Raw genomic sequence first — 22,055 nt, 5'->3', positions numbered from 1 at the left:
GTGCCGGATGCCGCGTCGACGATGGCGGGACTGACGACGGCCTTCAGGGCCGCCGATCGGTCGGTGCCATTGGTCGACCACACCGTCGGGGACCTACTGCGGCTTCGCGCCAGCGAGCACCCGCTGCGCGAGGCGCTGGTCGGGGTCCGGCACGGTTCCGGCGCGCTTGAGCGGTTGACGTACGCCCGGCTCGCCGACGAGGCGAGCCGGGTGGCAGCGGCTCTGAGCGCGCTAGCGGAACCGGGTGAGCCGGTGGCGCTGTGGGCGCCGAATGTCCTCGAGTGGACAGTCGTCCAGTACGGCGCCGCGCTCGCCGGAGTGGTGCTGGTGGCCCTCAATCCGGTGCTGCACGATGGCGAACTCGACTATGCGCTGCGCCACAGCGGAGCCCGGGTCCTGCTGCACGCGGATGTCAGCCGCGACTACCCGATGGCCGAGGTTGCGGCCCGGGTCTGCGCACAGATCCCCGGGATTCGACGGGTCTCCCTGTCGGACAACGACATCTGGATGTCCTCGGAGCCTGTCCCTGCCAGTCGCGCCCCGCGAGGCCCGGATGCGCCGGTGATGCTGCAATACACCTCGGGCACCACCGGCCGGCCCAAAGGTGTGTTGCTGACTCACCGTGCGCTGGTCAACGTCGCCAAGCTCACTGTGGAAGCCGGTGAGGTGGCGCCGGGAGCGCGTTGTTTCAACCCGCTGCCGCTGTTCCACACCGCGGGATGCGTGATCGGCACGCTCGGTCCGCTCTGGGTGGGCGGTACGGCGATTCTGTGCGAGCGATTCGGCGCCGAGCCGGCCCTGCAGACATTGCGCGACGAGCAGGTGTCGGTCCTCTTCTATGTCCCGGCGATCCTGCATGCACTGGTGGGTGAGCAACACGGGTCCGACCTTCCTGCACCACAGTTGAGCGTGATCATGGGCGGGGCGTCACCGGTTCCCGCCGAGCTGATCGAGGCGGCTGCAGAACTTTTCGGGGCGGACGTCCTGAACCTGTACGGCCAGACCGAACTCGCACCGGTGCTGTCGGTAACCCGGCCCTCCGACTGCCGGCGCGACCGGCTCACCACAGTGGGCCGACCGCTGCCGCAGGTGGAGTGCAAGATCATCAACCCGGACACTTGTAACACCGTCGGCGCCGGGGAGATCGGTGAGATCTGCGCGCGCGGATACCAGCAGTTCGTCGAGTATCTGCATGACCCCGCGGCGACTGCCGCGGCGTTGGATCTGGACGGTTTCGTCCGCACCGGCGACCTCGGTGCGATGGACGAGCGGGGTTACCTCACCGTCACCGGCAGGCTCAAGGAACTCATCATCCGCGGCGGCGAGAACATCACCCCCGCGGAGGTGGAGTTGGTGATCGCCGAACACGATCAGGTGGTGGAGGCGACGGCGATCGGTCTGCCCGACGAACGGCTGGGCGAGGTGGTCGCCTTCGTCTGCCGCGTTACCGGTGCGGATCGGGATGCCCTGCGCCAGAGCCTGGTCGACTACGCGCGTGAACGCCTGCCGGCGTACAAGGTTCCGGCGCGCTGGTTTGTCACCGACACATTCCCGACGACACCGACCGGCAAGGTCCAACGGTTCGCCCTGCGGACGGCCGTTGTCGCCGGCGAAGTGGACGAACTGTGACGGACCCGTTGTCGATCCAGGCACGTCGGCAGTCGCTGCGGGATCGGTTCCCGTCTTGGCAGCCGGTGAGCCTTGCCGAGTGGCTGGACCGATGCGCGACGCAGTACCCGACCCGGCCGTTCGTCCTGACCGACACGGCGTCGTTGACCTACGCTCAGGTGCGCAACGAGTCGCAGCGGTTGGCCGCCGGACTGGCGGCACTGGGAGTGCAGCCCGGCGATCGGGTGGGGCTCGTGATGGCCAACTATCCCGAGTTCGTCACCATCAAGTTCGCGATCGCCCGGGTCGGCGCGATCGCGGTGCCGTTCAACTACCTCTATCGCGAGAGCGAACTGGCTTTTGTCCTTGCTGATTCCGGCTGCCGGGTGCTGGTGACCATGACGCAGTACGGCACACTGGACTACCAGCAGATGCTCGACGGTATCGCGCCGGGATGGGATAGCGGAGCCTTCGCTACTCGCCCCGACGACACGGACACCGTCCCGGACCTGCGTGCCGTGGTGGTCCTCGACACCGGAGGGACCCCCCGCGACGGTGCGCTCAGTGTTACGGCCCTTGCCGAACTCGGTGCCAGCGAAACATCGGGAGTGCTTGCCTCGCAGGTCAATCCACTCGCGGCAGGAGATATTCTCTATACCTCCGGCACCACCGGTTCCCCGAAGGGTGTCGTCGTGTCTCACGACGCGGTATTGCGCACGGCCTATGCCTCGGCGCTGACCCGCGCCTACCAGGACGGCCGCCGGGTGCTGTATTCCCTTCCGTGCTATCACATGTTCGGCTATGTCGAAGGCCTGATGTCGGTGATGTTCGTCGGGGGCGCTGTCGTCCTGCAGCCGGCCTTCAGCGCCGAGGGCTATTTTCGCGGTATCAAGCAGCACCACGCGACCGATATGTTGTGCGTACCGACGATGGCCGTCGCGATGGTCCAGAGCGACGCCCGCAAAGACTACGACCTCAGTTCTTTGCGGGCGATCCTGTGTGGTTCCGCGCCCGCGCCGCGATGGTTGTGGCCGACAGTGGTTCGTGACTTCGGCGTCACCGAGATCGTCACCGGCTACGGGATGACCGAATGCGGCGGAGCGATGACGCTTACCCTGCCCGAGGATCCGCTGGAGGTGCTGTCCGAGACCGTGGGCCGCCCGAAGATCGCGGGTGCGGCCGGGGTCCCGGGTACCGATGCGCTGGTCACCTACCGGGCGGTCGACCCGGCAACCGGTGCCGTGCTGTCTCCGGGTGTTGAAGGCGAATTGATCTCGAATGGTCCCACCACCATGATCGAGTACTGGAACAGGCCGCAGGACACCGCACGCACCCTCCGTGACGGCTGGTTGCACTCCGGCGATCTGGGCTGCGTTCGCAGCGATGGCTACCTGCAGGTGACCGGTCGCAGTAAGGAGCTCTACAAGAGCGGTGGCGAGCTGGTGATGCCCAAGGAGATCGAGGATCTGCTGGCCGCGCATCCGGACATCAGTCAGGTCTTCGCCGTGGGACTCACCGATGAGCGCTGGGGCGAGATCGGTTGCGTGGTGGTGGTCCCCGCCGTCGGTGGCGACATCACCGAGCAGGATGTGCTCGACGTGTGCCGGCAGAACCTGGCCCGGTTCAAGGTGCCCAAGCGGGTGGTGTTCCTCGGCGCCGATGAGCTGCCGACGACACCGACGGGCAAGGTGCAGAAGTTCCGGCTGGTTGACCAGATCGGCGCGATGTTCGGTCAAGCCACCTGATAGTGACGCACACCGTCGACGTCCGCACCGGTCACCCAACCCTGGAATTCGAGTAGGTCCAGGTGCGCCTGCACTTCCAGGACCGCCGTCATCCGGTGTACGGCGTTGAGGGCATCCAAGGCCAGTTCCCCTCGCGTCCAGCGCATCTCGGCCGCGATGTCGATACAGCGCGGCCGACCGGCCGCGACCAGATCACCGATGATCTGAAGCCTGGTGGCATGGTGGGCGAGCAGTTCGTCGGCCCGTACGTGGGTGGTGCGATCGGTGGTCCCATGCGCCGGCAGCATCCTGGCGTCCGGCAGTTCCAGGATCAGCTGCAGGGAATCCAGATAGGACCGCAAGGCCATCGGCTGCGGTGCGCGTTCGAACGCGAGCGAGGGTGTGATCCGGGGCAGCAGGTGGTCACCGGTGAAGATCAGTCTGCGCGCCGAGTCCTCGAACACGACATGACCCCGGGTATGGCCGGGGGTTGCGCGCACGGTGATAGCCGCGACGCCACAGTCGATCACGTCCCCGTCGTCCAGCCAGCGATCCGGGTAATCAAAGGACACCCCGCGCTCGAACGGCTCCCAGTCGAGCGCGTCGATCTCGGCGGCCAGTTCGACCGCCCCGGCCCGTCGTAGCTGCGGAACCTGGGTCGGGTGCACCTCGTGCGGAAGCCTGGCGAACGACTCGATGCTGTGGCGCTCCTCGCGACCGAGCATCAACTCGATGCCGTGCCGATCCCGCCACTGCACTCCCAGCGAGTAGTGATCCCAATGCTGATGGGTGACGACGATCCGGTCGACATCGCTGATGACGTATCCGAGTTCATCGAGGGCCTGGATCAAGGCGGTCTCAGCGGGTGGGAAAGCCCAGCCCGGATCCACCAGGGTGACGCCGTCGCTGGGGGAGTGCAGGACGTAGGTGTTGACCGACCGGAGATCCGGCAGCGGTAACGGCAAGACGACGCGTGCCACGGTGTCGGTGATGGCTTCCACAACACCGGGTGTGGCCGCCGTGACCGGTGTTCCTGGCATCCGGGACGCTCCTCCTGATCTTCCTCCACAGAATTTAACACATACTAGAAAATGATGTTATGGTCAGATTGCTGGCCTGATAGGCGCAGCCTGAGGCGCAGTGCACAAATTCAAATATCGATTAGACGGCTGATCGCCGACGGGCGCTCGCAGTGGATCCAAAGGTATGGGTGAAAGGACGGATCACCGGATGAAGGTGTTCGACAGCCTGGCGGAATTCGAGGCCTCGGCGGGTACCGAGCTGGGGCCCACCGAGTGGCTCGACGTTGACCAGAACCGGGTCGATGTGTTCGCCGACGCGACCGATGACCATCAGTGGATTCACATCGATCCCGAACGTGCCGCCTCGGGTCCCTTCGGGGGGACGATCGCGCACGGTCTGCTGACGCTGTCGCTGCTGCCGCGATTCATGCACCACCTCTACCGGGTGGACAACGTCACCATGGCGATCAACTACGGCTTCAACAAGGTCCGCTTCATCACGCCGGTTCCGGTCGGTGCCCGGCTGCGGGCGGCATCGCGGATCGCCCAGGTCGACGCGGTCGACGGTGGCGCGCAGGCAACGATGGTGACGACCATCGAGGTGGAAGGGGCCGCGAAGCCGGCCGCGGTAATCGAATCCATCATCCGTTATGTCCGTTGACGTAGGCCGCGACGCCAAGGTCGCTGCAGCACAAGCGCTTTACCAGGCACTGGCCGTCGGTGACGCCGACGCACTAGGTGGTCTCCTGGCATCAGACTTTGTCGGTCACGCCGCCCAGGGGCTGCCGTTAAGGATGGGTGGTACCCACGTCGGCCCGGAGGCGATGCGCACCAATCTGTGGTGGCGGATCGGCGAGCACTTCAAGGCCCGCGCCGAGGCGGCCGATTTCCAGACCCTCGACGACGGCCGGCTGATCGTCATCGGCACCTACCGCGGAACGGCCCGCCGATCCAAGGCTGACCTCGACGCGGCATTCGTGCACATCCTGTCCTTCGACGATCAGGGGCGGATCGCCACCCTGACCCAGTTCACCGATACCGCGGCGTGGCACGCGGCCCTCGACGGCGGCGGACGGCTGCACACCATCGACTATCGCGTCGAGGACGGGCTGGCCGTGATCTGTCTGGACCGACCGGACACCCGCAATGCGATCAATCTGCGGCTGGCCGAAGAGTTTCTCGACGTCGCGCGCCGGGTCGAGGCCGACGAGTCGGTCCGGGCGGTGTTGATCTGCGGCAACGGCCCGGCGCTATCGGTGGGCGGTGACATCTCCTACTTCCTTGGTGTCGACAAGGATCCAGCGGCGGGGGAGTCCGGTGGTTTTGCACACCTTTTCGACCGGATGGTCACCCCCTTCCATCAGGGCTTCCGCATCCTGAGTCAGCTGGCGGCACCGATTGTCACCGCAGCGCACGGTGCGGTGGCCGGCGGTGGCCTGGGTTTCGTCTATGCCGCCGACCTGGTGCTGGCCGCCGAGGACGCGCGGTTCGTCACTGCCTTCGCCGCCATCGGGCTCTCCGGGGACGGTGGTGGTACCTACCATCTGCCGCGGCTGATCGGACCTCGTCGGGCCGCTGCTGCGTACCTGCGCAACACGGCGATTTCGGCGTCCGAGGCGCTCGAGTGGGGATTGGTGACCGAAGTCGTCCCCAGTGTCGAACTTCGCGACAGGGCAATGGCTTTGGCCCGCGAGCTCGCCTCCGGACCGACCGTGGCGTTCGCCACGATGCGAGCCCTGCTGCGCGACAGCTGGGCCAACGATCTGAACGGGCAGTTCGAGGCGGAACTGCGCGGACTCAAGGTAACCGGTAACACCCGCGACGCGGCCACCGCCATTGCCGCTTTCGCGGATCGGCAACAACCCTCCTTCGAAGGAGCATGAGATGACTGGACTGATCACCGACAGCGACGAACACCGCGCGATCCGGGAGAGCGTCGCCGGAATCGCCGAACGCTATGGAGCGCAGTACTTCCTGCAGCGCGGCCGGGATGGCCGCGACATCGAGGAACTGTGGAAAGATCTCGGCGCCGCCGGGCTCCTCGGTGTACACCTTCCCGAGGAGTACGGCGGTGGCGGCGGCGGGATGACCGAGGCCGTCGTGGTCGTCGAGGAGTTGGCCGCGCACGGCATGCCGTTACTGATCTGGGTCATCTCGCCGGCCATCTGTGGCTGCATCGTGGCCATGCACGGCTCGGAGGAGATGAAGCGGCGCTGGCTGCCCGGCATTGCCGACGGTAGCCAGAAGATGGCGTTCGGCCTCACCGAGCCCGACGCCGGCTCGAACAGCCACAACGTCAAGACCACAGCGCGAAAGACCGCCAGCGGCTGGGTGATCTCGGGTTCGAAGTACTACATCTCCGCGATCGACCAGTGCGATGCCGTCCTGGTGGTGGCCCGCGATGCCGAGCACTCGACCCCGGAGAAATCCAAGCTGTCGCTGTTCGTCGTCCCCACCGACGCCAAGGGCCTGAGCTTCCAGCAGATCGACACTTCGATCGTGTCCCCGGACCGGCAATTCACCGTCTTCCTCGATGAGGTTGAGGTGGGCGAGGACGCGTTGATCGGGCAGGCCGGCGACGGCCTGCGCCAGGTGTTCGACGGCCTGAATCCCGAGCGCATTCTGGTCGGCGCGTTATGCGGTGGCATCGGCCGGTATGCCATTGACAAGGCGGTGGCCTATGCCAGGGAGCGCACGGTCTGGTCCACCCCGATCGGCGCCCACCAGGGGGTGGCCCATCCACTGGCCGAAAGTCATATCGCCGTGGAGCTGAGCCGGTTGGCCACCGCACTCAGCGCCCAGCAGTTCGATGCCGGCCAGCCCGCCGGCGAAGCGGCCAACATCGCCAAGTTCGCGGCCTCCGACGCGGCACTGAAGGCCCTCGATCAGGCGATCCAGACCCACGGCGGCAACGGGCTGTCCCACGAATACGGGTTGTCCGAGTTGTGGTTCGTCACCCGCCTGATGCGCACCGCCCCGGTCAGCCGGGAGATGGTGCTCAACTTCGTCGCGCAGACCTCGCTGGGTCTGCCGCGTTCCTACTGAACGGAATTCAAGGAGAACGACGATGACGTCAAGCGACAACCACTTCGACGCGGTGGTGATCGGTGCCGGGGCCGGCGGTCTGTTCACCGCCGCTCGGCTCGCCAAGCAGGGCTACCGCACCCTGGTTGTCGAACGATTGGACAAGGTGGGCGGCCGCGCGTCGACCGACGATATCGACGGGTTCAAGGTGAACGTCGGTGCGATCGTGATCGAGGTCGGCGGCATCACCCAGGAAACGTGCGAGGAAGTGGGTGCGCGGTTCGACATCCGGGAGCCCACACCGCCGATTCTGTACCGGATCGCAGGCAAGGATATCGACGTCACCGGCGGCGGCTGGGGTCTGCTGCTCGGCAAGCTCACCCGCCAGGGTGCCAAGCTGGTCAAGGGGATTGGTGCGGCCCGCAATGATTCCGGGCTTCCCGAAGACGAACTGTCCACCGCCGACTGGGTATCGAAGTACACCAAGAACGAAGGTGTGCATGGGATTTTCCGCAACATGTGCGCTTCGGTGTTCGCCGTGGGGTCCCAGGATCTGCCGGCGCGGGTCTTCTTGACCTACTTCACCCGCAAGAGCGCGTTCAAACGATTCGGTTTCCACCCGGAGGGCACGATCGGGATCTGGCGTGCACTGGCCGACGCGGTGGTGGCCCACGGCGGCGAGATCTGGTTGTCGACGTCGGCGACCACGATCCATCGGGGTGACGACAATGCCGTGACGGGAATCGACGTCGTCCGCGACGGCCAGACCGTGCGGATCGAAGCGCCACTGGTCATCAGTGACATCGGACCGGCCGCCACCGTCAGGTTGCTGGGTGCGGACGGCGTGCCCGCGGACTACCTGGATGCGGTCACGAAGGCAGACCGGCCGACGTCGATGATCTCGGTCAACTTCGCCAGCCAGGAGCGCCTCATCGATGTGCCGGGCATGCTCAGTTTCGCCAAGTCGCGCCGGTTGGCCTATATCGCCAACTTCACCGATGTCTGCCCCGAAATGGCTCCGGCGGGCTGGAATCTCTATGTGGGCACGTCGGTGCCCGACAACCCCACCGGAGACTTCGATGAGGCCGCCGAGACCGAACTCCTGCTGGCCGACCTGCGCGACAACATCACGGAATTCGACCGCCGTGCACGCATCCTCAATATCGCTGTCACACGGGATGAGTGGCCGCCGCAGCGTGCCGTTGCCGGCTACGACCTGACCCACGAGACTCCCGTTGAGGGGCTGTGGAACGTCGGTGACGGGGTCAAGGAGTACGCCAACGGCGGAACGACCGCATGTGCCGAAACCGCAAAGCTGGTGGTTGACAAGATCGTCGCCACCTACCCCGTGGCGGTGCGGAGCTGACCACCCTCGCCGAGCGCGTAGCGTCGGCCAGGAGTCTGCTGTTCGTCCCCGGCGACCGGCCCGATCGATTCGAGAAGGCCGTAGCCAGTGGCGCGGATCTCGTCGTGCTCGACCTCGAAGATGCCGTCGCGCCGGGCCACAAAGACGTGGCCCGGGCTGCCGTTGCTGAATTCCTCGCCGCTGCCGCGACTCCGGCGGTGGTGCGCATCAACGGAACTGACACTGCCTGGTGTGCCGATGATCTGGCGGCGGTGGGCGGGCACGGCTGCGCCGTCATGGTTCCCAAGGCGCACAGCGCTGCACAACTCGCCGAGGTGTCGGCCACCCTGGGACCCGCCGTGCCGCTCATCGCGCTCGTCGAGACGGCCGCGGGTATCCACGCGTGTGCCTCGGTCTGCGGCGTCGAAGCAGTTGCGCGAGCCGCCTTCGGCAGCATCGACCTGGCCGCCGAGTTGGGCGTGGATCCTGACGCGGCCGACGCCCTGCAGTACGCGCGCAGCGCACTCGTGCTCGGTTCGGCGGCGGCGGGACGTCCTGCGCCACTCGACGGTGTCACCACCGACATCAGGGGCGACACCGCGCTGATCTCCGATGTGGCACTTGCCGTCCGACTCGGGTTCGGCGGGAAGCTGTGCATCCATCCCTCGCAGGTGAGCGCGGTCAACGAGGGCTTCTCGCCCTCGGCGGCCGAGGTCCAGTGGGCCCGACGGGTCCTCACGGCGGCGTCCGACGGGCAGGTGTGCGTGGTCGACGGCCGGATGGTCGACAAGCCGGTCGTCGATCGTGCTCGCCGCATCGCGAGTAGATCGAGCAGTGCAGTGATGGAATGGAGTTGACGATGTCTCGTGGTACTCAGCTTGTCTGTGCGTGGTGTGGCCCGGCCACCGTCGTCGTGGCGTTCATCGGCTGGCTGATTTCGGGGGTGCTGCCGTTTCCGCTCGGCTCGTCGTCGACGACCGCCGAAGTGGTCAGCTTCTACAGCGGCGGCCCGCGGGTGATCGCCGGGCTGGTGATCGCCGGGCTGGGCGTCAGTCTGGTCTTTCCGCTGATTGCGCTGATCGGCTACCGCATGCTGCGGATGGACCGGCGAAATCCCCTGCTGGCACTGATCCAGCTCGTCACGGGCGCCGGCACGGGGGTGTTCCTGTTGCTGCCGATGCTGCTCATGACGGTCATCGCGTTTCGGCCCGACCGCAATCCGGAGATCACCGTCACCCTCAATGACATCGCCTGGTTGCTCTTCATCACGCCCATCGCCCCGTTCATCATCCAGAACATCGCCATCGGAGTGGCCATCCTGCGCGATGACAGCGGTACTGTGCCGCGCTGGGTCGGATACCTGAACTTCTGGATCGCCGCGTCGTTTCTGCCCGATCCGTTGGCCTTCTTCTTCCACAGCGGACCGTTCTCCTGGCGCGGCATCTTCATCTTCTGGCTGGCGCTGACCACCTACGCCATCTTCCTGATCGCGATGGGTCTGGTGCTGCGCAACGCTGCACTGAAGGACGATGTCCACGGCAGGGCAGGGGCCGACGCGGCTCCGGCGGCGACGGGTTAGACCGCCGCGCAGTCGTGTGGCCAAAAGGTATGCCTGCCAGTGTCTATGGCGTCTGCGGTAGGGCGATCTTCCGCGAGATTGACTTATCGGGTTGTAGGTGTGAGCATAGTTACAACAGCAGTTTTGAATCAAAAGTAAATTAAGGAGAACGATGGGGTTCGCCAATTCGGCCGAGGTCGTGAAGTACATCGGCGGAATCTTCGAGGAAGCGTTCACCGATCCTGAGATCGGTCCGAAGCTCGAGGCCACCGGGCTCGTCGTCGCGTTCGACTTCACCGATCCCGATTCGGTTGTGTTGATCGACATGGGCAACAAGACGGTGCAGGAGGGCCTGGCCGGTGGACCGGCGCCGTCCGCGACGATGTCGATGACCGCGGACCTCGGCAGCGCCTACTGGCAGGGCAAGGTCAACCTGCCGATGGCGATGGCCAAGAAGAAGATCAAGGTGGACGGCAACGTCGCCAGCCTGCTCAAGATCGCTCCGCTGGGCAAGAAGCTTTATCCCACCTATATCGAACGACTGAAGGCCGACGGCCGCGACGACCTGCTGGCCTGAGTCGATGTTCCCGGGAATCCATGCCGTCTCGGCTCCCGACCGGCCGGCCGTCGTCATGGCCGAGTCGGGCCGGGTGTTGAGCTACGCCGAACTTGACCGGCGATCGGCATCGATTGCGCGTGCACTGTCCGACGCCGGGCTGCGGACCGGTGACGTGGTGGCGCTGTTGTCGGACAACGTCCTCGAGGTTTTCGAGGTGTATTGGGCCGCAATCCGTTCCGGGCTCTACATCACGGCGGTCAACTGGCATCTGAGCGCTGACGAGGCGGCGTACATCGTCAACGACTCGGGTGCGCGAGTGCTGTTCGCCTCGGCTGGTGTACGGGAACTGGCCGAGGAGATCACCGCACTGACCCCCGACGTCGGCCATCGGTACTGCTTCGGCGGCGAGGTCACCGGCCACGTGCCCTACGACATACTCATCGATGACAGTGTCGAGCCGCTGCAGGATCAGCCCCGTGGGGCCGAGATGCTGTACTCCTCGGGAACGACCGGGCGTCCTAAGGGCGTCAAGCCGCATCTGCTCGGCATCCAGGTCGATGAACCCGGTGAGCCGCTGGTCGGCATGCTCGCCCACGCCTTCGGCGTCAACGCCGACGATCGCTACCTGTCACCGGCCCCGGTCTATCACGCCGCACCCCTGAAGTGGTGCGGCGGAGTGCACAGCCTCGGCGGAACCGTGGTCCTGATGGAGAAATTCGACCCGGTGGGTGTGCTCACGGCCATCCAGGAACACCGCATCACGGTGACCCAGATGGTGCCGACCATGTTCATCCGGATGTTGCAGCTGCCCGCCGAGGTGCGCGAGTCCTTCGACACGTCCTCCCTGCGGCTTGCCGTGCACGCTGCCGCGCCCTGCCCGCCCGACGTCAAGCAGGCGATGATCGATTGGTGGGGGCCGATTCTCGTCGAGTACTACGGTGCCACCGAGGGGCATGGCATCACGGTCGTCACCACTCCCGAGTGGCTCACCAAGCGGGGGTCGGTCGGCCGGGCGGCGCTGGGCATTCTGCACGTCTGCGACGACGAGGGGGTGGAGCTTGCGGCCGGCGAGGTCGGCACGATCTACTTCGAACGCGACCGGGCGCCGTTCGCCTACCACAACGATCCTGAGAAGACCAGGGCGGCAAGGCATCCCGAACACGACAACTGGTCAACGGTAGGTGATCTGGGGTATGTCGATGCTGACGGCTACCTCTTCCTGACCGATCGCAAGGCGTTCATGATCATCTCCGGCGGGGTGAACATCTATCCCCAGGAGATCGAGAACGTCTTGGCCTTGCATCCGAAGATCAGCGATGTCGCGGTCATCGGGGTGCCCGACCCCGAGATGGGGGAGCAGGTCAAGGCCGTGGTCGAGCTGGCGGCTAACCAGGAACCGTCCGACGAGCTGGCCGCCGAACTCATCGATTACGTACGGGAGCGCATCGCGCACTACAAGGCGCCCCGAACCGTGGACTTCGTCGATCAACTTCCCCGGCTGGCAACCGGAAAGCTGGCCAAACGCCTGCTGCTGCAGCACTACGCAGCGGCAACCCGATAACCGTCCACGCCCACCCCCACGACTGAGCGGAGAACAACGATGACTGACTTCACGGGTAAGCACTACGTGGTGACCGGTGCCGCGTCCGGTATCGGCCATGCGGTTGCTGAGCAGTTGCTGGCAGCGGGTGCCCTGGTGACGAGCCTGGATCGCAACACCCCGACGGCGAAGGTCACCAAACACATCGAGGTGGACCTGTCCAACCCGCGCAACATCGATGCGGCGCTGGAAGCACTGGACGGTCCCTATGACGGACTGATGAACGTGGCGGGCATTCCTGGCACGGCGCCGGCGGATCTGGTCTTCGCCGTCAACAGCCTGGCGGTACGGCACCTCAGTGAGGCGTTCTTCGAGCGCCTGGTGCCCGGTGGCACGGTGACCATCGTGTCGTCGACGGCCGGCTTCGGCTGGCCGCTGCGCCTGGAGGCGCTGCGTGACGTGCTGGCCACCGACACGTTCGAAGAGGGCGCGGCGTGGTTCAAGGAGAATCCCCAGGAGGGCAACGCCTACAACTTCTCCAAGGAGTTCAGCACCGTCTACGCCATGTCCATGGGTCTGGCCTTCGGCCAGATGGGTTTCCGCATCAATGCCGTGCTGCCGGGTCCGGTGGAGACGCCGATCCTGGTCGACTTCGAGGAATCGATGGGCAAGGACACCCTCGACGGCCTGAAGGACCTGCTCGGTCGGCACGCCCAACCCGAAGACATCGCCTCCGTGGTGCTGTTCCTGGCCTCCGACGCAGCGGGGTGGGTCAACGGCCAAGCCCTCGCCATCGATGGCGGAATCTCCGGAGCGGTGGGCACCGGAGTGGTAGCGGCGCCGGAGATCTGAGGTTCCGATGACGATCGATGCAGTCACACCCCTGCCGGTGGGAGAGCCGGCCGAGGCGGTTCTTCCCGGACTGCGCCAGATGTTCTCGATGGGGCGCACCAAGCCAGTACAGTGGCGGCTCGACCAGCTCAACGCCATCGAGGCGATGTGCGACGAACAGGAGCCGGCCATCGCGCAGGCACTGGCCGAGGACCTGGGCCGCCCGCCGGTCGAGGCGTGGTTGGGCGATATCGCCTCCACCAAGGGCGAGGCCGCCTATGCGCGTAAGCATCTGAAGAAGTGGATGCGGCGCAGCCGCCAGCCGCTGCCGATGGCCCAGCTCCCGGGCCGGGGCTGGGTGCAGTACGACCCCCTGGGCGTGGTCCTGGTGATCGGACCGTGGAATTACCCGTTCTACCTGAGCATGGCCCCGCTGGTGGCGGCGGTGGCCGCAGGCAACTGCGCGGTGCTCAAGCCCTCCGAGCTGGCCCCGGCCACCTCTGGGCTCATGGCCGAACTGGTATCGAAATATCTTGATACACAGGCTATTCAGGTGATCGAGGGTGATGCCAACACCACCCAGAGCCTGATCGCCCAAGGGTTCGATCATGTGCTGTTCACCGGCGGAACGGAGATCGGCCGCAAGATCATGGCCGCGGCTGCACCCACCCTGACCCCGGTGACCCTCGAACTGGGCGGCAAAAGCCCGGTGATCGTCACCGCGGATGCTGATCTCGACGTCGCAGCGCGGCGGGTGGCGTGGGTGAAGCTATTGAATTCGGGGCAGACCTGCATCGCCCCGGACTACGTGCTGGCCGACCGGGCGGTCGTCGATACCTTCACCGAGAAAGTCGTCGCGGCCATGGCGGCATTTCGCTCCGAGGAGTCCGGCAGCGGTCAGCGGATCGTCAACCAGCGACAGTTCGACAGGATCGCGGGACTGATCGAGACCACCACCGGACGCATCGTCGCCGGTGGCAACGCGGACGTCGCGACGCTGGCAGTCGAGCCGACGGTGATCAGGGACCCGGCACCCACCGATTCGGTGATGGCCGATGAGATCTTCGGGCCGATCTTGCCGATCCTGGCCGTTGAATCCACTGATGCGGCAGTGCACTTCGTCAACTCACGGCCCAAACCACTGGCGCTCTACGTGTTCACCAACTCACAGCAGTTGGGGCGCGAACTGGTCGACGCGATTCCCTCCGGTGGTGCGGTGATCAACCATGTCGCGATGCACTGCCTGGTTCCGCAACTTCCGTTCGGGGGAGTGGGGGCCAGCGGAATGGGGCAGTATCACGGCCGCTGGGGGTTCGAGGCGCTGAGCCACCGTCGTGCCGTGCTGGCCAAGACCGCGAAGCCGGATCTGAAGTTGACGTATCCGCCCTACACCGATCGGGCGATCAGGATCATGCGGAAGGTCTTCTGATGAAGATCCGTGTCGACACCACCAAGTGCTCGGGCATTGGGCTGTGCGAAATGATCGCGCCGGACGTCTTCGAGATCGGCGAGGACGGTCAGTCACACGTCCTGGCCGCTGCTGGTGCCGACCCGAGCCCGGTCGCCGAAGCCGCATCCACCTGTCCCACCGGCGCCATCACCGTCGAGAACTGAACCGCCGGCCAGCTAGAGAGGCATATCGATGGCCTTCGTCATCACCCAAAACTGTTGCACCGACGCCAGTTGCATCCCGGTGTGTCCCGTCGACTGCATCCGGCCCGTTCCCGGTCGAGACGGGACGGCTGCCCCGATGCTCTATATCGATCCGACTACCTGCGTGGACTGCGGGGCCTGTGAGGCGGTGTGCCCGGTCGGTGCGATTTACCACGAGGATGACGTTCCGGCATCGCAGGCACGGTTCGCGAAGATCAACGCCGACTACTTCGCCGCCGAACCGTTGGTGGTCCGGCCGAACCCGGCAAAGTGGGAGCCCGGCCCGTTGGGGCGTGACACGCTTCGGGTCGCGGTTGTCGGAGCCGGTCCGGCCGCCTGCTACGCCGTCGCCGATCTGGCGCTGACGACGGGCGTGGAAGTCGATGTCTTCGATCGTCTTCCGACACCGTTCGGGTTGGTGCGCTTCGGTGTCGCCCCCGACCACCAGCGGACCAAAGACGTGGTCGAGGTTTTCGAGACCGCGCTGGCCAGTCCGAACGTGCGGTGTTTCTTCAATGTCACCGTCGGCCGCGACATCACGCACGACGAGCTGATGGCCAGCCACGACGTGGTGATCTATGCCGTGGGCGCCTCCCAAACCCGCGATCTGGGTATCCCCGGCGAACAGTTGCCCGGCAACATGGGCGCTGCCGACTTCGTGAGCTGGTACAACGGCCATCCCGACCGTGCCGGGCTGCAGGTGGACCTGCGCGGGCCCCGCGTGGTGATCGTCGGGAACGGCAACGTGGCGCTCGATGCGGCCCGGATGCTGGTTCTGGACGCCGATCAGCTGGCTGCCACCGATATCGCCGATCACGCTCTGCAACAGCTGTGCGGTAGCGGTGTGCGCGAGGTGGTCATCCTGGGCCGGCGAGGAGCCGCCGACGGCGCGTTCTCGGTCGGCGAGTTGCTTGCGCTCGGCGACATCCCCGGTGTGGATGTCGTCGTCGAGGGTGAGCTGGGCGCGCGGCCCGATGATCACGAGCGTGGGCTGAAGTTCGACATCGTCAGCGAATATGCCGGGCGGGCAACCAATCCGGCCAACCGGCGGATCGTGCTGCGCTTCGGGGCACGTCCCGTACGGGTGCTGGGGACCGATCGGGTGGAGGGTATCGAGGTCGTTGATGGCACAGGAGTGGCCGCGGTCGAAACATCGACAGTGTTGCGCTCGATCGGCTATCGCGGCACCCCGATCGACGGCCTGCCCTTCGACGACGCCGCCGGGCTGGTTCCCAATGTCGACGGTCGCGTCGTCGATGCCGGTGCTGTGGTGCCGGGCGTCTACGTGGTCGGCTGGATCAAGCGTGGCCCCAAGGGCGTCATCGGCACGAATAGATTGTGCGCCAGAGAGACCGTCGCGAACCTGCTCGCCGATGCCCGCAACGGAGCCCTGCCCGAATCGGGGCAGCCGGCCCGGCTGGACGCCGAGACCTTGAGCGACAGCGGTGTGGCGGTGGTCGATCTGGCGGGTTGGCATCTGATCGACGGACTCGAGCGGCGACTCGGAGCCCAGGCTTCGCGCCCGCGGGTCAAGATCGTCGACCGCGGTGCGCTCCTGGCGGCGGCCAGCGTCCCGTAACCACCGCCCATCACTCAGGAACACCAGCCCCAACCGATTGTGAAAGCCCCGGAGGCAGCAGTATGAACACCGAACCCGTCACCGCTTCGTCGACAAGCACCGAGCGTCCACCCTTCGACCCGGTGGGCATCTCGTCGCTGGACTTCTGGGCGCAGAGCTTCGACGACCGTGAGAAGGCGTTCAAGATCCTGCGTGACGAACGCCCGGTGAGTTGGCACCCGCCGATCGAGGGCTCGATGATGGAGCCGGAGATCGACGGTGTCTGGGTCGTCACCCGGCACGAGGACGTCGCCTACGTCAGCAAGAATCCTGAGATCTTCTGCTCGGGTCAGGGCATCACCTTTGAGGCGGTGCCCGAAGAGATGCTCGATGCCACGCAGTCCTTCCTCGGCATGGACGGCGCCGCCCATTCCAGTCTGCGCAGACTGGTCAGCTCCGTCTTCACGCCCCGCCAGGTCGCGAAGATCAAGGACCAGATCGACCACCAGGCAAAGGCGATCGTCGATGATCTGCTCGACACCAAGGACGGTGATTTCGTCGAGCAGGTGTCCAAACGCCTGCCGATGTGGACCATCTACGACATGCTTGGGCTCCCGGAGGAGCAACGCGACCACGCGGCGCAGCTTGCCGAGGGCATGGTCGCGTGGGCCGACCATGATGTCGCCGCCGGACGTGAGCCGGGCGAGGTGCTCACCGACTCCCTGGTCGGTCTGCTCGATATCGGGATGAGTCTCGCCCAGGCGCGGCGGGAGAAGCCCGAGAACGACCTGATGACCTCGCTGGTGCAGGCCGAGGTCGACGGCCGCACACTCACCGACGACGAACTCGGCCCCTACTTCGTCCTGCTCTCGGTGGCCGGCAACGACACCACCAAGACCACGACCACCTTCTCCACCATCGCACTGGATCGGTTCCCCGAGCAGAAGGCGTTGCTGCAGAATGACTTCGACGGACACATCAAGTTGGCGATCGAGGAATTCGTGCGGTGGACCACGCCGGTCATGACGTTCCGTCGCACCGCGACGCAGGACACCGAACTGCACGGCCAGCACATCCGGCAGGGGGACTGGGTGACGATGGTGTACTCCTCGGCCAACCGTGACGAGCGAGTGTTCAATGATCCCTACACCTTCGACATCACTCGCTCACCGAACCCGCATCTGAGCTTCGGCGGTGGCGGTCCGCACTTCTGCATGGGCGCGTTCATGGGCAAGATGCAGCTGGAGTCGATCTTCCGCGAGCTGATCACCCGCGCGCCGAACCTGCGGGTGGGTGAGCCGGAGTACTTGACCGGTAACTTCATCACCGCGGTCAAGCGGCTGCCCTACACCCTGGACTAGAAGCGAAGGGACGCAACGTCGAAAGCGAGGCCCCCGGCACCTGTATCGGTGTCGAGGGCCTCGCTCTCCAGCGCTACGGTGCTCAGCCCGCGGCGATCTCGCGTCCGATGATTTCCTTCATGATCTCCGTCGTACCGCCGTAGATCGTCTGGATACGGGTGTCCAGATAGGCGCGCGCCACCGGATACTCCAGCATGTAGCCGTAGCCGCCGTGCAGTTGCAGGCAGCGGTCGATGACGCGCTTCTGCAGTTCGCTGACGTACCACTTACCCTTGGCGGCGTCCACGGGTGTCAGCTCGCCGGCGTTGTAGGCGAGCACACTCTTGTCGGTGTAGGCCTCGGCGACGTCGATCTCGGTGGCCAGCTCCGCCAGCTCGAACCGGATGTGCTGTTTGTCGGTCAGGGGGCCGCCGAACGCCTGCCGGCTCTGGCAGTACTCCACGGTCATCTGGTAGATGGCGCGGGTGGTGGCCATCGCCTTGGCAGTGACCCCGAGCCGCTCACGGGGGAGATGACTCATCAAGTACTGCAGGCCCTTTCCGGGCTCACCGAGCAGGTTCGTCGCCGGTACGACGGCATCGCGGAAGAACAGCTCTGCGGTGTCCTGGGCGGGCAGGCCGATCTTGTCGAGCTTGCGGCCCCGTTCGAACCCGGGGGTGTCCCGCTCGACGACGAACAGGCTCAGCGAGTTCGAGCCGCCCTCGGGATTCGTTCGGGCGGCAACCACCAGCACGTCGGACATGATCCCGCTGGAGATGAATGTCTTCTGCCCGTTGAGGATCCAGTTGTCGCCTTCTTGGCGCGCGGTGGTGCGGATACCCCGCAGATCCGACCCGGCGCCGGGTTCGGTCATCGCCAGGGCACCGATCAGGTCACCGGCGGCGAACCCCGGCAACCAGCGTGCCTTCTGTTCGTCGTTGGTCAGGTCGATCAGGTAATGCAGCACCAGATCGTCCTGCAGGCTCACGGTGAGACCGAAGGACAACGCATTGATCCGGGAGACCTCTTCGCAGACGATCATCCGGTACCGGTAGTCGTCTTCACCGGCGCCGCCGTACTCCTCCGGAATCTGCAGGGCGTAGATGCCGGACTTCGCTGCCCGTCCGAACACCGACCGGTCAATCCACCGCTCGTTGTCCCAGTCATGTTGGTAGGGAGCGACTTCGCGAGCCAGGAACTCCCGGACTGTCTCGCGGTAGGCCTCGTGGTCGGCGTCGTAGAGTGATCGCTTCATGGCGTCAGAGCCGTTCGATGATCGTGACGTTGGCCTGTCCGCCGCCCTCGCACATGGTCTGCAGGCCGTAGCGGCCGCCGGTGCGTTCCAGTTCGTGCAGCATGCTGGTCATCAGGCGGGCGCCGGTGCAGCCGATCGGATGGCCGAGTGCGATGGCGCCGCCGTTGGGGTTGACCTTGGCCGGATCGGCGCCGATATCGGCGAGCCAGGCGAGCACGACGGGTGCGAACGCCTCGTTGATCTCGACGGTGTCGATGTCGTCGATCGACATCCCGGCGCGTTTAAGAGCATGCTCGGTGGCCGGGATCGGGGCGGTCAGCATCATCACCGGGTCGGCGCCGCGCACGGACATGTGGTGGATGCGGGCTCGGGGAGTGAGCCCGAATCGATCCACCGCGGCCTTCGACGCCACCAGCAGTGCGGCGGCACCGTCGGAGATCTGGCTGGCGACGGCAGCCGTCAGCACACCGCCCTCGACGAGCGTGGGCAGGCTCGCCATTTTCTCCAATGAGGTGTCGGCGCGCGGGCCCTCATCGACGCTGACGCCCTTGAACTCGGTGATCTCGCGGGCGAAGCGTCCGTCCGCGATGGCCTCCAATGCGCGGCGGTGGCTTTCGAGCGCGAAGCGCTCGTTGTCCTCCCGGCTGAGCTTCCACTTCTCGGCGATCATCTCCGCACCGCGGAACTGCGAGATCTCCTGGTCGCCGTAGCGTGCCTGCCAGCCTTCGCAGTCGGTCCACGGGTCCGACGACCCGAACGGCTCACCGGCGTTGAACGCACACAGGATCGGGTACTGGCTCATCTTCTGCACGCCGCCCGCGACGATCAGGTCGGAGGTGCCGCTCATTACGGCCTGGGCGGCGAAATGCACGGCCTGCTGTGCTGAACCGCACTGGCGGTCGATCGTGACGCCGGGTACCGACTCCGGCAGGCCGGCGGCCAGGGCGGACGTGCGGGCGATATCGCCTGCCTGCGAACCGATGTTGTCCAGGCAGCCCAGGATCACGTCATCGATGGCGGCCGGGTCGATGTCGTGGCGACTGACGATCGTCTTGATGACGTGGGCGGCCATATCGGCCGGATGGGCGTCAGCGAAACCGCCCTTGCGCCTACCCACTGCGGTTCGGGTTGCATCAACGATGAAAGCCTCAGTCATGCAAATTAATTTAACATAGAATCAAAAATGGCAAAAGCCGCGGTACCCGACCTGGGGCAGTGGCCCGGGGCAGTGCGGGTTTCGGATGGCTCGGCGATGATTCGGGACTGTCCTCCATCGGGGATGCGAGGCCGGCAGATACTTATCGTGGACGTGAAAAAGGGATGTTGGCGGTGTCTTCGGGGCGGGCTCGCCCGCGGCCAACCAGCCGGAGCTTGCCATGGCGAGAGTCGTCGCAGCCGTATCATGAGCCGATGGCCAGGCAAAACTCCCGACTGTCGACGAGGAATGCTGACAAGCCTCCCGGCGAGCCGGAGGCGGAGTCTAAATCCGCGTTGACCCGGTCTCGCATCCTCGACGCCGCCGCTCGAGTTCTGTCCGACCGGGGCTATGCAGGCCTACGGCTGACCGACGTCGCGGCGGTTGCCGAGCTTCAGGCGCCGGCGATCTACTACTACTTCCCGTCCCGTGACGAGTTGATCGAAGAGGTGATGTGGGCCGGGATTGCAGACATGCGTGAGCATGTCGCGGCGGCGCTCGACGAGGTCCCCGATGGCACACCGGCAACCGACAGGCTGATGGTGGCGGTGGAGGCGCATCTCCGTCACGAGCTCGAGATTTCGGACTACACCACCGCGGCGATCCGGAATGCGGGGCAGGTGCCCGAGTCCATCCGCAAGCGCCAGATCCGGGAAGAGGAACGGTACGGCGAAATCTGGCGACGACTCATCAACGATGTCGCCCGCGAGGGTCTGTTGCGTCCTGAGTTGGATTTCTACATTGCCCAGATGCTTGTGCTGGGGGCGTTGAACTGGGCGGTCGAATGGTGGAATCCACGACGTGGCTCCGTCGACGCAGTGGTCAAGACCGCCCAATCGGTCATTCTGCACGGGCTTGCCGAAACGGCGACCGTTTAGTCGCGGTCGGTGCGGGGCCGCGTCAGGAGCCGATCTCTGAATCCTGATGAAAAAGTAACGCTGCGGCCCCCTCCTGTGCACTGTTGAGGACCGCTTCAGTGGGAGATTCGCGGTTCGGATGTTTTTTAATCGCTATTCGATTACGCTTCCCGGGGGTCGGTGACCGGCCGCGCGTCACCCGTTCGGGAATCTCAGGGAGGAACTATGACAGCAGCTCTCGGTTCGCCGGTTGAGAATCAGGGTGTTGTCCCGGCCCGCGTCGACTTCCGGCTTCTGCGGGTCGGGCTCTATTCGGTGTGTGTCTATGCCGGCTTGGGGCTACTCGGCTTCGCCGTGTTCGCCGGCTTTTGGCCACCACCAGCTCAGCATCTGGATGCGGCCACCATCGCGGCGTACTTTCGCGAACATCAGACAGCGATCCAGGCCGGCATGGTGCTGATGGTCGTCGGTGCTCCCTTCTACTACACCTGGAGCATCGTGCTGTCGAAGATCATCAGCCGGATAGAGGGGCCGATGGGACCCCTGTCGATGACCGAGCTGATCGGCGGACTGATGACAGGAGTGGTCACGGCGGTGCCGGCAGTGGTCTGGCAGGTAGCAGCATTTCGTGCGGAGGTGCGGTCAGCGGAGACGATTCAGACGCTGTACGACTTCGGCTGGTTCTTCTTCGACCTCACCTTCGTCTTCTCGTTCCTGCAGAGCGTCGCGCTCGGCGTCGCGATCCTGATGGATCCCCGCGCCGAGCCGCTCTTCCCGCGCTGGGTCGGCTACCTGAGCTTGCTGACCGCGGCGATCTACCTTCCGCTCAGCGTGGTCCCGTTCGTGACAACGGGTCCGTTCGCGTGGCATGGGCTGCTGAACTTCTGGGCGGTGTTCGTCATGTTCTTCGTGCTGATCGCGGTGGTGACGCCGTATGCATTTCGGGCACTCAGACGGCTTGAGGCGCAGTAACCGGGCCGGAGGTA

General features: G+C 65.5%; 20 protein-coding genes. 17 read left to right on the top strand and 3 right to left on the bottom strand.

Annotation, left to right across the window (positions count from 1 at the left end):
- Positions 1 to 21: 21 nt before the first annotated feature.
- The gene (locus BN3385_RS24410; protein WP_059022384.1) at positions 22 to 1,629 is read left to right on the top strand and encodes a class I adenylate-forming enzyme family protein; all 1,608 of its coding nucleotides are present in this window, start codon (positions 22 to 24) and stop codon (positions 1,627 to 1,629) included.
- Positions 1,626 to 3,353 carry a class I adenylate-forming enzyme family protein gene (locus BN3385_RS24405; protein ID WP_059020774.1) on the top strand — a complete coding sequence of 576 codons (1,728 nt, stop codon included), beginning with the start codon at positions 1,626 to 1,628 and terminating at the stop codon, positions 3,351 to 3,353. Before BN3385_RS24410 ends, BN3385_RS24405 begins: the two co-directional genes overlap by 4 nt.
- Here BN3385_RS24405 and BN3385_RS24400 read toward each other — a convergent pair.
- Positions 3,341 to 4,372, bottom strand: a complete 1,032-nt coding sequence (locus tag BN3385_RS24400; protein ID WP_059020772.1) for an MBL fold metallo-hydrolase — start codon at positions 4,370 to 4,372, stop codon at positions 3,341 to 3,343. The two genes, BN3385_RS24405 and BN3385_RS24400, sit on opposite strands and share 13 nt — an antisense overlap.
- A 190-nt stretch (positions 4,373 to 4,562) precedes the next feature.
- On the opposite strand from BN3385_RS24400, the gene BN3385_RS24395 reads away from it, so the two are divergent.
- The 13 genes from BN3385_RS24395 to BN3385_RS24335 all read left to right on the top strand — a co-directional run bounded on the left by BN3385_RS24395 (position 4,563) and on the right by BN3385_RS24335 (position 17,783).
- A complete protein-coding gene (locus BN3385_RS24395; protein WP_059020771.1) occupies positions 4,563 to 5,015 on the top strand; it encodes a MaoC family dehydratase in 453 nt (150 codons plus the stop codon).
- Positions 5,005 to 6,237, top strand: coding sequence for an enoyl-CoA hydratase-related protein (locus BN3385_RS24390; RefSeq protein ID WP_059020769.1), 1,233 nt, complete (start codon positions 5,005 to 5,007; stop codon positions 6,235 to 6,237). The genes BN3385_RS24395 and BN3385_RS24390 overlap by 11 nt, the downstream gene beginning before the upstream one ends.
- A 1-nt stretch (position 6,238) precedes the next feature.
- Positions 6,239 to 7,399 (top strand): acyl-CoA dehydrogenase family protein, encoded by a 1,161-nt coding sequence (locus tag BN3385_RS24385; protein ID WP_059020767.1) that lies wholly within the window; start codon positions 6,239 to 6,241, stop codon positions 7,397 to 7,399.
- A gap of 22 nt (positions 7,400 to 7,421) precedes the next feature.
- The gene (locus tag BN3385_RS24380; RefSeq protein ID WP_059020765.1) at positions 7,422 to 8,744 is read left to right on the top strand and encodes a phytoene desaturase family protein; all 1,323 of its coding nucleotides are present in this window, start codon (positions 7,422 to 7,424) and stop codon (positions 8,742 to 8,744) included.
- Positions 8,741 to 9,580, top strand: coding sequence for an HpcH/HpaI aldolase/citrate lyase family protein (locus tag BN3385_RS24375; protein WP_059020762.1), 840 nt, complete (start codon positions 8,741 to 8,743; stop codon positions 9,578 to 9,580). The genes BN3385_RS24380 and BN3385_RS24375 overlap by 4 nt, the downstream gene beginning before the upstream one ends.
- A gap of 2 nt (positions 9,581 to 9,582) precedes the next feature.
- Entirely contained in the window at positions 9,583 to 10,302 is a 720-nt protein-coding gene (locus BN3385_RS24370; protein ID WP_059020760.1) for a hypothetical protein, read from the top strand.
- A 151-nt stretch (positions 10,303 to 10,453) separates the two neighbouring features.
- Complete coding sequence (locus BN3385_RS24365) at positions 10,454 to 10,858, top strand: SCP2 sterol-binding domain-containing protein (RefSeq protein ID WP_059020759.1); 405 nt, start codon at positions 10,454 to 10,456, stop codon at positions 10,856 to 10,858.
- A gap of 4 nt (positions 10,859 to 10,862) precedes the next feature.
- Complete coding sequence (locus BN3385_RS24360; protein WP_059020757.1) at positions 10,863 to 12,401, top strand: acyl-CoA synthetase; 1,539 nt, start codon at positions 10,863 to 10,865, stop codon at positions 12,399 to 12,401.
- A gap of 39 nt (positions 12,402 to 12,440) precedes the next feature.
- Complete coding sequence (locus BN3385_RS24355) at positions 12,441 to 13,232, top strand: coniferyl-alcohol dehydrogenase (protein ID WP_059020755.1); 792 nt, start codon at positions 12,441 to 12,443, stop codon at positions 13,230 to 13,232.
- A 7-nt stretch (positions 13,233 to 13,239) separates the two neighbouring features.
- On the top strand, positions 13,240 to 14,640 hold the full coding sequence (locus BN3385_RS24350; protein WP_059020752.1) for an aldehyde dehydrogenase family protein: 1,401 nt from the start codon (positions 13,240 to 13,242) through the stop codon (positions 14,638 to 14,640).
- Positions 14,640 to 14,825: a ferredoxin gene (locus tag BN3385_RS24345; RefSeq protein WP_059020750.1), complete on the top strand. Its 186-nt coding sequence runs from the start codon at positions 14,640 to 14,642 to the stop codon at positions 14,823 to 14,825. The genes BN3385_RS24350 and BN3385_RS24345 overlap by 1 nt, the downstream gene beginning before the upstream one ends.
- Before the next feature lie 28 nt (positions 14,826 to 14,853).
- Complete coding sequence (locus tag BN3385_RS24340; RefSeq protein WP_059020748.1) at positions 14,854 to 16,443, top strand: FAD-dependent oxidoreductase; 1,590 nt, start codon at positions 14,854 to 14,856, stop codon at positions 16,441 to 16,443.
- A 62-nt stretch (positions 16,444 to 16,505) separates the two neighbouring features.
- The gene (locus tag BN3385_RS24335) at positions 16,506 to 17,783 is read left to right on the top strand and encodes a cytochrome P450 (protein ID WP_059020746.1); all 1,278 of its coding nucleotides are present in this window, start codon (positions 16,506 to 16,508) and stop codon (positions 17,781 to 17,783) included.
- Between the two features lie 82 nt (positions 17,784 to 17,865).
- On the opposite strand, the gene BN3385_RS24330 is transcribed toward BN3385_RS24335, so the two are convergent.
- Both BN3385_RS24330 and BN3385_RS24325 read right to left on the bottom strand, forming a co-directional pair.
- Complete coding sequence (locus tag BN3385_RS24330; RefSeq protein WP_059020744.1) at positions 17,866 to 19,017, bottom strand: acyl-CoA dehydrogenase family protein; 1,152 nt, start codon at positions 19,015 to 19,017, stop codon at positions 17,866 to 17,868.
- A 4-nt stretch (positions 19,018 to 19,021) separates the two neighbouring features.
- Positions 19,022 to 20,173 carry an acetyl-CoA C-acetyltransferase gene (locus tag BN3385_RS24325; RefSeq protein WP_059020742.1) on the bottom strand — a complete coding sequence of 384 codons (1,152 nt, stop codon included), beginning with the start codon at positions 20,171 to 20,173 and terminating at the stop codon, positions 19,022 to 19,024.
- Positions 20,174 to 20,427: 254 nt separating this feature from the next.
- On the opposite strand from BN3385_RS24325, the gene BN3385_RS24320 reads away from it, so the two are divergent.
- A complete protein-coding gene (locus BN3385_RS24320; RefSeq protein WP_059020740.1) occupies positions 20,428 to 21,090 on the top strand; it encodes a TetR/AcrR family transcriptional regulator in 663 nt (220 codons plus the stop codon).
- Positions 21,091 to 21,294: 204 nt separating this feature from the next.
- A complete protein-coding gene (locus BN3385_RS24315) occupies positions 21,295 to 22,041 on the top strand; it encodes a hypothetical protein (protein ID WP_059020738.1) in 747 nt (248 codons plus the stop codon).
- The last annotated feature ends 14 nt before the right edge of the window (positions 22,042 to 22,055 follow it).

Source organism: Mycobacterium sp. M26, assembly GCF_001494595.1.
In the GTDB taxonomy this organism is placed as follows: domain Bacteria; phylum Actinomycetota; class Actinomycetes; order Mycobacteriales; family Mycobacteriaceae; genus Mycobacterium.
The sequence above is the reverse complement of the archived record's forward strand: the minus strand, read 5'-3'. Positions and strand labels throughout refer to the sequence as shown.

Coding starts and splice junctions, on each gene's coding strand:
- BN3385_RS24410 (WP_059022384.1), top strand. CDS start 22: ATGGCGGGACTGACGACGGCCTTCAGGGCCGCCGATCGGTCGGTGCCA.
- BN3385_RS24400 (WP_059020772.1), bottom strand. CDS start 4,372: ATGCCAGGAACACCGGTCACGGCGGCCACACCCGGTGTTGTGGAAGCC.
- BN3385_RS24395 (WP_059020771.1), top strand. CDS start 4,563: ATGAAGGTGTTCGACAGCCTGGCGGAATTCGAGGCCTCGGCGGGTACC.
- BN3385_RS24390 (WP_059020769.1), top strand. CDS start 5,005: ATGTCCGTTGACGTAGGCCGCGACGCCAAGGTCGCTGCAGCACAAGCG.
- BN3385_RS24385 (WP_059020767.1), top strand. CDS start 6,239: ATGACTGGACTGATCACCGACAGCGACGAACACCGCGCGATCCGGGAG.
- BN3385_RS24380 (WP_059020765.1), top strand. CDS start 7,422: ATGACGTCAAGCGACAACCACTTCGACGCGGTGGTGATCGGTGCCGGG.
- BN3385_RS24370 (WP_059020760.1), top strand. CDS start 9,583: ATGTCTCGTGGTACTCAGCTTGTCTGTGCGTGGTGTGGCCCGGCCACC.
- BN3385_RS24365 (WP_059020759.1), top strand. CDS start 10,454: ATGGGGTTCGCCAATTCGGCCGAGGTCGTGAAGTACATCGGCGGAATC.
- BN3385_RS24360 (WP_059020757.1), top strand. CDS start 10,863: ATGTTCCCGGGAATCCATGCCGTCTCGGCTCCCGACCGGCCGGCCGTC.
- BN3385_RS24355 (WP_059020755.1), top strand. CDS start 12,441: ATGACTGACTTCACGGGTAAGCACTACGTGGTGACCGGTGCCGCGTCC.
- BN3385_RS24350 (WP_059020752.1), top strand. CDS start 13,240: ATGACGATCGATGCAGTCACACCCCTGCCGGTGGGAGAGCCGGCCGAG.
- BN3385_RS24345 (WP_059020750.1), top strand. CDS start 14,640: ATGAAGATCCGTGTCGACACCACCAAGTGCTCGGGCATTGGGCTGTGC.
- BN3385_RS24340 (WP_059020748.1), top strand. CDS start 14,854: ATGGCCTTCGTCATCACCCAAAACTGTTGCACCGACGCCAGTTGCATC.
- BN3385_RS24335 (WP_059020746.1), top strand. CDS start 16,506: ATGAACACCGAACCCGTCACCGCTTCGTCGACAAGCACCGAGCGTCCA.
- BN3385_RS24330 (WP_059020744.1), bottom strand. CDS start 19,017: ATGAAGCGATCACTCTACGACGCCGACCACGAGGCCTACCGCGAGACA.
- BN3385_RS24325 (WP_059020742.1), bottom strand. CDS start 20,173: ATGACTGAGGCTTTCATCGTTGATGCAACCCGAACCGCAGTGGGTAGG.
- BN3385_RS24320 (WP_059020740.1), top strand. CDS start 20,428: ATGGCCAGGCAAAACTCCCGACTGTCGACGAGGAATGCTGACAAGCCT.
- BN3385_RS24315 (WP_059020738.1), top strand. CDS start 21,295: ATGACAGCAGCTCTCGGTTCGCCGGTTGAGAATCAGGGTGTTGTCCCG.